At 77.2% G+C, this 8,717-nt stretch carries 6 protein-coding genes; 1 reads left to right on the top strand and 5 read right to left on the bottom strand.

What is annotated here, in order from left to right; translation table 11 throughout:
• The 5 genes from ACFUEL_RS29215 to ACFUEL_RS29195 form a co-directional block, all read right to left on the bottom strand.
• Nucleotides 1-1,220: PP2C family serine/threonine-protein phosphatase (locus ACFUEL_RS29215; RefSeq protein WP_380239771.1), on the bottom strand; the 1,220-nt coding region annotated here is incomplete at its 3' end.
• Nucleotides 1,221-1,222: 2 nt separating this feature from the next.
• The gene (locus ACFUEL_RS29210; protein WP_380239770.1) at nucleotides 1,223-3,802 is read right to left on the bottom strand and encodes a tetratricopeptide repeat protein; all 2,580 of its coding nucleotides are present in this window, start codon (nucleotides 3,800-3,802) and stop codon (nucleotides 1,223-1,225) included.
• The gene (locus ACFUEL_RS29205) at nucleotides 3,795-5,135 is read right to left on the bottom strand and encodes a hypothetical protein (protein WP_380239772.1); all 1,341 of its coding nucleotides are present in this window, start codon (nucleotides 5,133-5,135) and stop codon (nucleotides 3,795-3,797) included. Before ACFUEL_RS29205 ends, ACFUEL_RS29210 begins: the two co-directional genes overlap by 8 nt.
• Before the next feature lie 257 nt (nucleotides 5,136-5,392).
• Nucleotides 5,393-6,400, bottom strand: a complete 1,008-nt coding sequence (locus ACFUEL_RS29200; RefSeq protein ID WP_380239769.1) for a glutamate ABC transporter substrate-binding protein — start codon at nucleotides 6,398-6,400, stop codon at nucleotides 5,393-5,395.
• Between the two features lie 15 nt (nucleotides 6,401-6,415).
• Nucleotides 6,416-7,789, bottom strand: a complete 1,374-nt coding sequence (locus tag ACFUEL_RS29195; RefSeq protein WP_380239768.1) for a hypothetical protein — start codon at nucleotides 7,787-7,789, stop codon at nucleotides 6,416-6,418.
• Nucleotides 7,790-8,043: 254 nt separating this feature from the next.
• On the opposite strand from ACFUEL_RS29195, the gene ACFUEL_RS29190 reads away from it, so the two are divergent.
• The gene (locus tag ACFUEL_RS29190) at nucleotides 8,044-8,616 is read left to right on the top strand and encodes a nucleosidase (RefSeq protein ID WP_380239767.1); all 573 of its coding nucleotides are present in this window, start codon (nucleotides 8,044-8,046) and stop codon (nucleotides 8,614-8,616) included.
• Nucleotides 8,617-8,717 lie beyond the last annotated feature (101 nt).

Below are 8,717 nucleotides of genomic sequence, written 5' to 3'. Positions count from 1 at the left end.
GGGACGGGCGGAGCGGAGGGCACCGGGACGGGCGGCGCGGCCGGGGCGGGCGGCGCCGCGGGAGCCGGCGGTGCGGCGGGCGGTGCGGCGGGCGGGGCCGGCGGTGCGGCGGCGGGCGCGGGCGGCGCGGTCGGGCGCAGCGGCACGGTGGCGTCCGGGTCGGCGGCGCGCGGCAGCGGCACGTCGAGCAGGGTGGCGTCGTGGGCGGGCGGCACGGCGGGCGGGTCGATCGGCAGGACGGCGACGGTGATGTTGTCGTGCCCGCCGCGCTCCACCGCGAAGCGCACCAGCTCCTGGGCGGTGGCCAGCGGTTCGGTCCGGGCGTCGGCGCGGACGAAGAACGCCAGGTCGGTAGCGGCCTCGGCGTAGTTCCACAGGCCGTCGGTGCAGATCAGCAGCACGCCGGGGACGTGCGGGGTGAAGCTGACGGTGTGCGGGTCGAGGTCCTCGGCGTCGGCGCCGAGCCAGCCGGTGATGGCGTGGGCGCGCGGGTCGGCGTACGCCTCGGCCTCGGCCATCAGCTCGGCGGCGACCATCCGGGCCGCCCAGGAGTCGTCCTCGGTGAGCCGGTACGGCTCGGCGGACTCGCGGTCGTCCGGGATCCAGTAGGCGCGGGTGTCGCCGACCCAGCCGATGGTGACCAGGCCGTCGGAGCTGATCGCGCTGACGTAGGTGCAGGCGGGCGCGTTGCTGTGCCGGCCGTCGGGGGCGGTGCCGTCGTGGGCCAGCGCGGTGACGGCCCGGTTGGCGGCGCCGATCGCCTCGCGCATCGCCTGGCCGGGCTCGCGGCCGGCCGCCAGCGCGGCGACCAGCGAGTCGGCGGCGGCGGTGACGGCGGTGGCGGACGCCTCGTCCGGGCGGGAGGAGGAGGAGACGCCGTCGCAGACCACGGCGAGCACGGCGGGCGTGCCGGCCGGGCCCTCGGCGGTGGCGACGGTGAACGCGTCCTCGTTGCGGTGGTGGCGCAGCCCGCGGTCGGAGACCGCCGCGACGCCGGTCAGCTCCCGCTCCTGGTGGTCGCGTTCACGCGGCTGGGCCTGCCCGCAGCCCTGGCACCAGCCGTCGGTGAGGTCGGCGGAGCCGCAGTGCGGGCAACTGGGCACGACGGGCAGGTCGCGCAGTGTCGGCGGCCCGGTCAGGGCGGTGCCGCACGCCCCGCAGAACGCGTCCTGCGAGCCCAGCGGTTCGGCACAGTTCGGGCACTCGGTCTGCTGCGGCATGTTCACACCCATGTCCTGGGGCGGGCCCGGTTGGCCCGTTCCACCCACTCGATCCTCGTCTCGGCCCGGTCGGACAACCGGGCCAACATCCGGTAGGAGTGTTCCAGGGCGAGCCTCAGTTCCCGTTCCGCGGCGGGATGTCCCAGCACGGTCAGCGTGGCGGGCTTCCCGGCGGCCCCCGCCAGCACCCAGTTCAGCGCCGAGTCCAGTACCTCGACGGCCAGTTCCTCGCGCCGCCGGGCGTCCAGGGTGAGCGCCGCGAGCCGGGCGGAGCTGTCGGCGAGTTCGGCGGCCAGCGGCTCGGTGGCGGCCCGGCCGCGCAACCGGGCCCGGACGGTGCCGATCCGGGCGGCGGTCCAGTGCGCCGAGCCCTCCGGGACGGCCTCCAGTGCGGCGACCGCGCCGTCCCGGTCGCCGGCCGCGAAGCGGACCCGGGCCAGGCCGAACGCGGCGCCGACGAACGACCGGTCGACCACGTTGACCAGGGCGTAGTACCCGGCGGCGGCCGCGGTGTCGCCGAGCAGTTCGGCGCAGAGCGCGAGCGCCAGCTTGGGGGCGCCCTCGCCGGGGAACGCGTCGTACAGCGCCTCGAAGGCGTCCCGGGCCTCGTCGGGCCGGCCGGTGGCGAGGGCGAGCAGCCCCCGGTGCCACACCACCCGCCAGTCGTCGGGGTGTTCGGCCTCCAGCGCGGCCAGCACCCCGGCGGCGGCCGCGGTGTCGGCCAGCTCCAGGTGGGTGCGCAGCGCCCGCAGCCGCAGCTCGGGGGAGTCGGCGCCGGCCGTCCGGAGCGCGGCCAGCACCTCGGCGGGCGCGGCGGCGGGCAGCGTGCCGAGCAGGCCCGCGTTCGGGTCGGCCGGGTCGGGCAGCGGCGCGGGCAGGGCCAGCGCGGCGGCTCGAGCGTCCGGCGCGTGCTCGGTCAACTCGGTCTCCACGACCCGAAGTTCGGGGCCGAACAGGGTGGAGGGCGCGGGCCGGGCCCGGCCGTCCTGGAGGCTCAGCACCTCGCGCAGCACACCGGTCAGCTGCCCGGCCATCTCCTCCGCGGAGGCGAACCGGCGGGCCGGGTCCGGGTCGGTGGCGCGCACCAGCAGCCGGTGGAAGGACTCGTACCGGGCGAACACCCCGACCTCGTCCGGGCCCGGGAGTTCGTGCCGCCAGCGCTCGGTGTAGCCGCGGAAGTCGAAGGTCAGCACGGCCAGCGTGCGGGCCACCGTGTACAGGTCGGAGGCGGGGGAGGGCCCGGCGGTGGCGATCTCCGGGGCCTGGTAGCCGACGGTGCCGTAGACCGGCCCGTCGTCGTCGGGCCGGCGAACCGCGCCCAGGTCGATGATCTTGAGCATGTCGTCCGACTGGATCACGTTGTCCAGCTTGAAGTCGCAGTACACCAGCCCGCGGGCGTGCAGGTAGCCCAGCGCGGGCAGCGCCGCCAGCCCGTACGCCAGCGCCTGCTCGACCGGCAGCGGCTCGCGCCGCCCGTCCGGGCCCAGCCGCTCGTTGGCGATGTCCCGCAGCGACTTGCCGCCGACGTACTCCATCACGATGTAGCCGTCGGCGGCGCCGGTCCGGGAGTCCGGGTGCTCGACGAAGTTGATGATCCGGACGATGTTCGGGTGGTCGACCTCGGCCAGGAACCGCCGCTCGGCGATCGCCACCGCCAGCGCGTCCTCGTCCCCGGTGTCCAGCAGGCCCTTCAGCACCACCCAGCGGTCGTTCACCCGCCGGTCCACCGCCAGGTAGATCCAGCCCAGGCCGCCGTGCGCCAGGCAGCCCATCACCTCGTACTGGCCGCCGACCAGGTCGCCGCGCGACAGCTTCGGGCTGAACGAGTACGCGGTGCCGCACCTGGTGCAGAAGCCCTCCGGGCGGCCCGGACGGCCGTCCTTCCCCCGGCCCACCGGCTGGTCGCAGCGCGAGCAGAACCGCTTGCGCTCCGGCACCTCCGGGTTCGCCAGCACCGCCAGCGCCGGGTCCGCGGCCGGCACCGGGGCGATCGCCACCAGGCCCGCCCCCAGGTTGCCGCGCCTGGCCGTGCCGGTGCCGCCCTGCGAACCGCGCACCGACACCGAACCGCCGCGCCCCGACCGGCCCGACCGGCCCGAACGCCCGGACGGCGAACGGCCCGAGGCACCGCGGGACGGGACACCGCCGGACGGGACACCGCCGGACGGGACGGACGACGGGACTGCGGCGGGCGCGGAGGCCGGGACGGCGGTGGCGGGTGCGGCGGCGAGGCCGCAGTCGTCGCAGTAGCCGTCCGGGTCGAGGGTGCCCGCGCAGCCGTCGCGCCCGCAGGCGTCGCCGGGGCCGGGCAGCGGGCGGGCGGCGGGTGCGGGGGCCGGGACGGCGGCGGACGCGGGGGCCGGAGCGGGCGCGGCGGCGAGGCCGCATTCGGTGCAGTACCCGTCGGCGTCGATCTCCCCGGTACAGCCGTCGCGCCCGCACGGGACGCCCGGCGCGGGGACGCCCGGCGCGGGGGCGTGCGGCGCGGACTTGCCGCGTTCGGGGGCGAGCCCGCACTCGGTGCAGTAGCCGTCCGGGTCGATCTCCCCGCTGCAGTCCGCGCGGGCGCATGCCTCAGCCATCGCTGTCCTCCCCCTGCTCGGTGTCCTGGACCTGCGGCGGCGGGGCCGGCTGCGGCGGCTGCCGTTCGGGCGCGCGCAGGGCCTGCTGGAAGCGGCCGACCGCCTCGGCGGCGGCCCGCAGGTCGCACGGGGCGCTCCACAGCAGCCAGCGGGCCTTCTCGAAGCGCTCGACCACCTCGGGGTCCTCGGCCAGGCCGAGCCGGGCCGCCATCGCCTTGTACGCCTCCAGCCGGCCGCGCAGTTCGGCCCGGAGGGCGAGCGGCTGGGCGACCTCGGTGAGCGCCTGCCGGGCCCGGCCGAGTTCCTTGGCAGCGGCGTCCTCCAGCGCGTCCAGCAGCGGGCCGAGCCGGTGCCACTGGCCGGTCTGCTGGTAGTCGACGGCCTGGCCGATCGCCTCGCGCAGCGCGGAGGGCGGGCCGGGCACGGCGGGCACCTCGGTCGCGGCGATCTTCGCCAGCACCTCGCCGCGCGCCCGGCGGGCCTCGGCGAGCGTCAGGTCGGCGCGCTGGAGCAGGTCGGCGACCTGCTGGAGCCGCTCGTGGGACTCGTCGCGCAGCCGCAGCAGGCCCTCCAGTTCGACCCGCACGTCGTCCAGCCGGCGTCCCATCCGGTCGAACCCGGAGGTGTCCACCGCGCCGGTGGGGGAGGCCCAGGCCGCGCCCTCGGCGGCCCGGCCGCGCTGCGCAGGCACCCGGCTGGGCCGCCACAGCGCCAGCGGGTCGGCCACCACCAGGGCCCGCAGCGCGGTCAACTGCCGGGCCAGGTCGTCGAGGTCGTCGGCCAGCGGGTGGCCGCCGGGGCGCACCCCGACCGAGCCGGCCAGCATCTGCACCCGGCCGAGTTCGGCGAGCAGCAGGTCGATCCGGGCGGGCAGCGCCGACCAGACCGCGTCGACGGCGCTCACCACCTCGACCACCACCGCGTACCAGCCGTTCATCCGCTCCAGCAGCTCGCCCAGCGTGACCTGCTCCACCAGTCGCGCGGAGGAGGCGAGTTGGCCGGACGGGTGGGGGAGCCGGCCGCCGGAGACGGTCACCGAGCGGCCGGCCAGCAGCTCGCCCAGCTCGGCGAGTTCGGCGGCGGTGGGCCGGGTGCGCCGGGAGCGGACCGCGCGGGCCGAGGCCAGCGCCTCCGCGTACCGGTCGAACAGCGCCCACAGCAGGGCGACCCCGCCCTCGGCGACCGCCCAGCGCTCCCGGGTGCGCCCGGACAGCTCGGCGCCGGTCAGCAGCCGCAGCCCCGGGTGGTCCTGGAGCGCCAGCAGCGCCGCCTCGACCGCGTCGCGCTCGGCACCCAGCCGGGCCAGCGCGCGGTCGACCTCCTCACGGTTCATCACCGGGCGGGTCGTTCCGGCCAACGCGGTTCCTCCTCTCGGCCACTGGCGTGGTGACGGGACGCCGGTCCTGGGGAGGTCCGGGTGACGGCCCGTCGGCCGCCAGTCTCCCCGACGCCCGGCACCGAGCGGACGGCGGTCCCCCGGATTCCCGCTCCGGTTCCGGTTCCCGTCCCCGCTCCGGCTCCCGTTCCGGGGTGCCCGTCCGCCCGCCGCCACCGCCGTCCCCCGCGCCGCCACCGCCGCCGTCCCGGTGCTCACCACGGCCGGTACGGGCCGGGATCCCCCATGCTGGGACGCAGCCACCGGTCGTAACTGGCCTGCCAGCCGCCGCTGTTGCGCCAGTCGACGAGCACCTGGTTGACCCAGGCGACCAGGTCGGTGTCCTGCTTGTTCATGCCGACGCCCATGTACGTGGGGAGGAAGGGGTCCCCGACCAGCTCCATGGTCTGGTCCTGGGCGACCATCGCGTAGGCCAGCGAGCTGTCCGACAGGGTGGCCCGCGCCTTGCCGACCTCCATCAGCACCAGGCAGTCCAGCTGGTTCTCGGGCCGCAGGACGTTGGCCGCGCCGTGCCGGTCGCCGTCCAGCGCGGCGGCCGAGGAGGAGTTGTCCGCCACGCAGACGTCCTTGCCGCGCAGCGCCTCGTCCACGCTGCGGGCGTGCTCGGACTTCGGCGCCACCACCCGCTGGGAGACGTTGAAGTACGGCGCGGAGAAGGCGATCTGCTCCAGCCGCGAGCAGGTGATGGTCATCGCGCGGGCGATCATGTCGACCGGGTGCTTCGGGTCCTGGAGCAGGGCGACCCGGTCGGCGGTGGCGACGGTCTTGAGCTGCACCTTGTCCGGGCTGCCGAGGACCGACTCGGCGACGGCGCGCGCCAGGTCGATGTCGAAGCCCTCGATCCGGCCGGTCTGGGAGTCCCGGTAGCCCCAGTTGTAGGCGCTCTGGTCGATGCCGACGACCAGGTAGCCGCGCTCGCGGATCGCCCGGATCCGCTGCCCGACCCGCTCCTCGGGCGGCAGCGACGCACCGGTGTCGCAGCCGTCCGCCGCCACCGCGCTGCCCGCCGCCACCGCGCTGCCCGGCGCCGCCGCGCTGCCCGGCGCCCCGGCGTTCTGCGGCGCCCCGGCGGTGTGCACCAGCGCCTCCCCGCGGCCGCCGCCCGCCCCGCCGCCCGCCCCGGCGGCCGAACCGCCGGTGCCGAGCAAGCCCGCCAGCAGCGCCGCGGCCGCCAGCAGCGTTCCGGTCCTCGCCCCGCGCATCCTTCGCTCCCCCCGTTACCGGTACTCGGCCAGTCGGCGGCCGAGGCCGCGCACCGTGCCGCCGACCGCCAGCGCGGCCAGCAGCGCCGTCGCCGCGGCCTGCACGGTCAGCGTGCCGTCGATGCCGCCCGCGGCCGCCTCGAACGCGGCCTGCTCGGCCCGGCCGGCCTGCTCCCACTGCTGCCCGGCGGCGTCGAACGCGGCCCGCGCGGTGTCGTCGCGGCTCGGCGAGAGGGTCGCGCTCAGCGCCTTCTCGTACGCGCCGTCCCCGTCGAGCCCCGCGGCGTCCGCGTGCCGCTGCTGCCACACCCCGAACCAGTGCTGGGCCTCGGCCAGTCGGCCCCGGGCCCGGTCCGGCGCGGCGGTCAGCAGGCCGGCCACCGAACCGGTCTCCCCGGCCGGGGCGGTCAGCGTCTTCGCCAGCGTGCCCCACTCGCCCTCGAACTTCCTGGTGGCGCCGCGCGAGACCAGGTCGAGGACCTCGGCGGTGTGCGCCCGCAGCGCCTCCACCCGGACCCGGTTCAGGTCGCGCAGCGGGGCGATGCCCTGGGTACGGGCCTCGTGCAGGCCGGTGCCGGCCGAGACGGTGCCGGCCGCCGTCCACAGCAGCGCGGTCAGCACCGCGGCCGAGGCGGTCAGCAGGCCCGGATTGAACACCCGGTTGGTGCGCCGGAACAGCACCACCTGGTAGCGGCCCAGCGCGCCCAGCAGCAGCCCGCCCAGCACCAGCGCCGCCCACGGCACCGCGGCCGCCGCGTCGTAGTCGCCGTCCAGCGCGGCCGCCTCGGCGTCGGCGAGCCGCTGCGCGTTCGGCAGCACCTCCTGCTGCAGGTACGCCGAGGCGTACCGCAGATAGGCCCCGCCGAGCGGCAGGCCCTCCCGGTTGATCGCGCGGGCGCTCTCCACCAGCCCCGCGTAGTACGGCAGTTGACTGCCCAGCTCGGCCAGCAGCCGCTGCGTCTCGGCGGAGTTCCCGCTGCGCGCGGCGGCCCGCGGGATCAGCCGGGCCGCGGTGTCCAGGTCGGCCCGGTAGTGCGCGTACACCTCGGGCGGCTCGGCGGCGGCCATCAGGAAGCCCGCGGCGGCGGTGGCGTCGGCGTCCGCCAGCGAGCGGTGGAGCTCGGCCGCGTCCTGGCTGAGCGGTTCGCTGCGGGACGCCAACTGCCGGGCCGCCGCGGCCCGTTCCGCGGACTGCCAGGCCGCCGTGACCCCGAACACCAGCGCCAGCGCCACCAGCACCGCGGCCGCCGCACGCAACCGCCCCGGCGGAGTGCCGGCGGCCCGCCGCAGCCGCACCAGCGGGCCGGACAGCCTCCCGCCGGCGGGCACCACGACCGGTCCACCGGCCGGGGAGGGCGCGAGGACGCCCCCCTGGGTCTGTGCGGCCACCGTTCCCCCCTCGGCTCCACCGGCCACGTCTCCGGGCAGTATCACCACGCGGAACGGCCGAAACGGCCGGAGTTGGCCTGCTGTTCGCCGGGCGGTGACCGACTTGTGCCCGACGGACCCGGCCACGGGGGCCCGCGGGGCCCGGCGCCCGCCCGGTGCCCGTTCAGCAGCGCCCCGGTATCCGCCCGGCGCCCGCCCGGCTGCGCCCCGATGCCCGTCCGGTCGTCGTCCGCCGTCCTCGTAAGCTGGGCGCCATGCGTCTGACCGGAACCGTCGTGCCCGACCGCCCGCTGCTCGTCGTCGCCCTGCCTGAGGAGGCCGCGCACCTCGGCGGCGGGCTGCCGGTGCTGCTCACCGGCATGGGCAAGCTCAACGCGGCCGCCGCGCTGGCGGCCCTGCTGGCGGGTGGTGAGCGGCCGGCCTCCGTCGTCAACCTGGGGACGGCGGGCGCGCTCAAGCCGGGTCTCGGCGGCACCCACGAGATCGGCCGGGTGCTCCAGCACGACCTGGACACCGTGCTGTTGGAGGGGCTCACCGGGCGTCCGATGGACGGCCCGATCGACCTCGGCCCGGCCGGGCCGGTGCTCGCCACCGGTGACCGCTTCGTCTCCGCCGACGCCGAGCGCGACCTGCTGGCCGGCAGCGCCGACCTGGTCGACATGGAGGGGTACGCGGTGGCCACCGTCGCCCGCCGCGCCGGGCTGCCGGTCCGGCTGGTCAAGCACGTCAGCGACGAGGCGGGCGACGGCGCGGTCCGCAGCTGGCGGGAGTCGGTGGACGACTGCGCCCGGCTGCTCGCCGACTGGGCCCGCACCCACCTCGGCTGAGAAAGGGTCGGGTAATTGATCAACTGCGTGGCGTGATCGCTGGCGGTGATCGTTGCGGTCGAGGTGTTCCGTGATGATCGCCGCCATGTGTGTCTGCGCGT

The sequence above is a fragment of the Kitasatospora sp. NPDC057198 genome (assembly GCF_042670125.1).
In the GTDB taxonomy this organism is placed as follows: domain Bacteria; phylum Actinomycetota; class Actinomycetes; order Streptomycetales; family Streptomycetaceae; genus Kitasatospora.
This window is presented reverse-complemented; position numbering and strand designations above follow the sequence as displayed.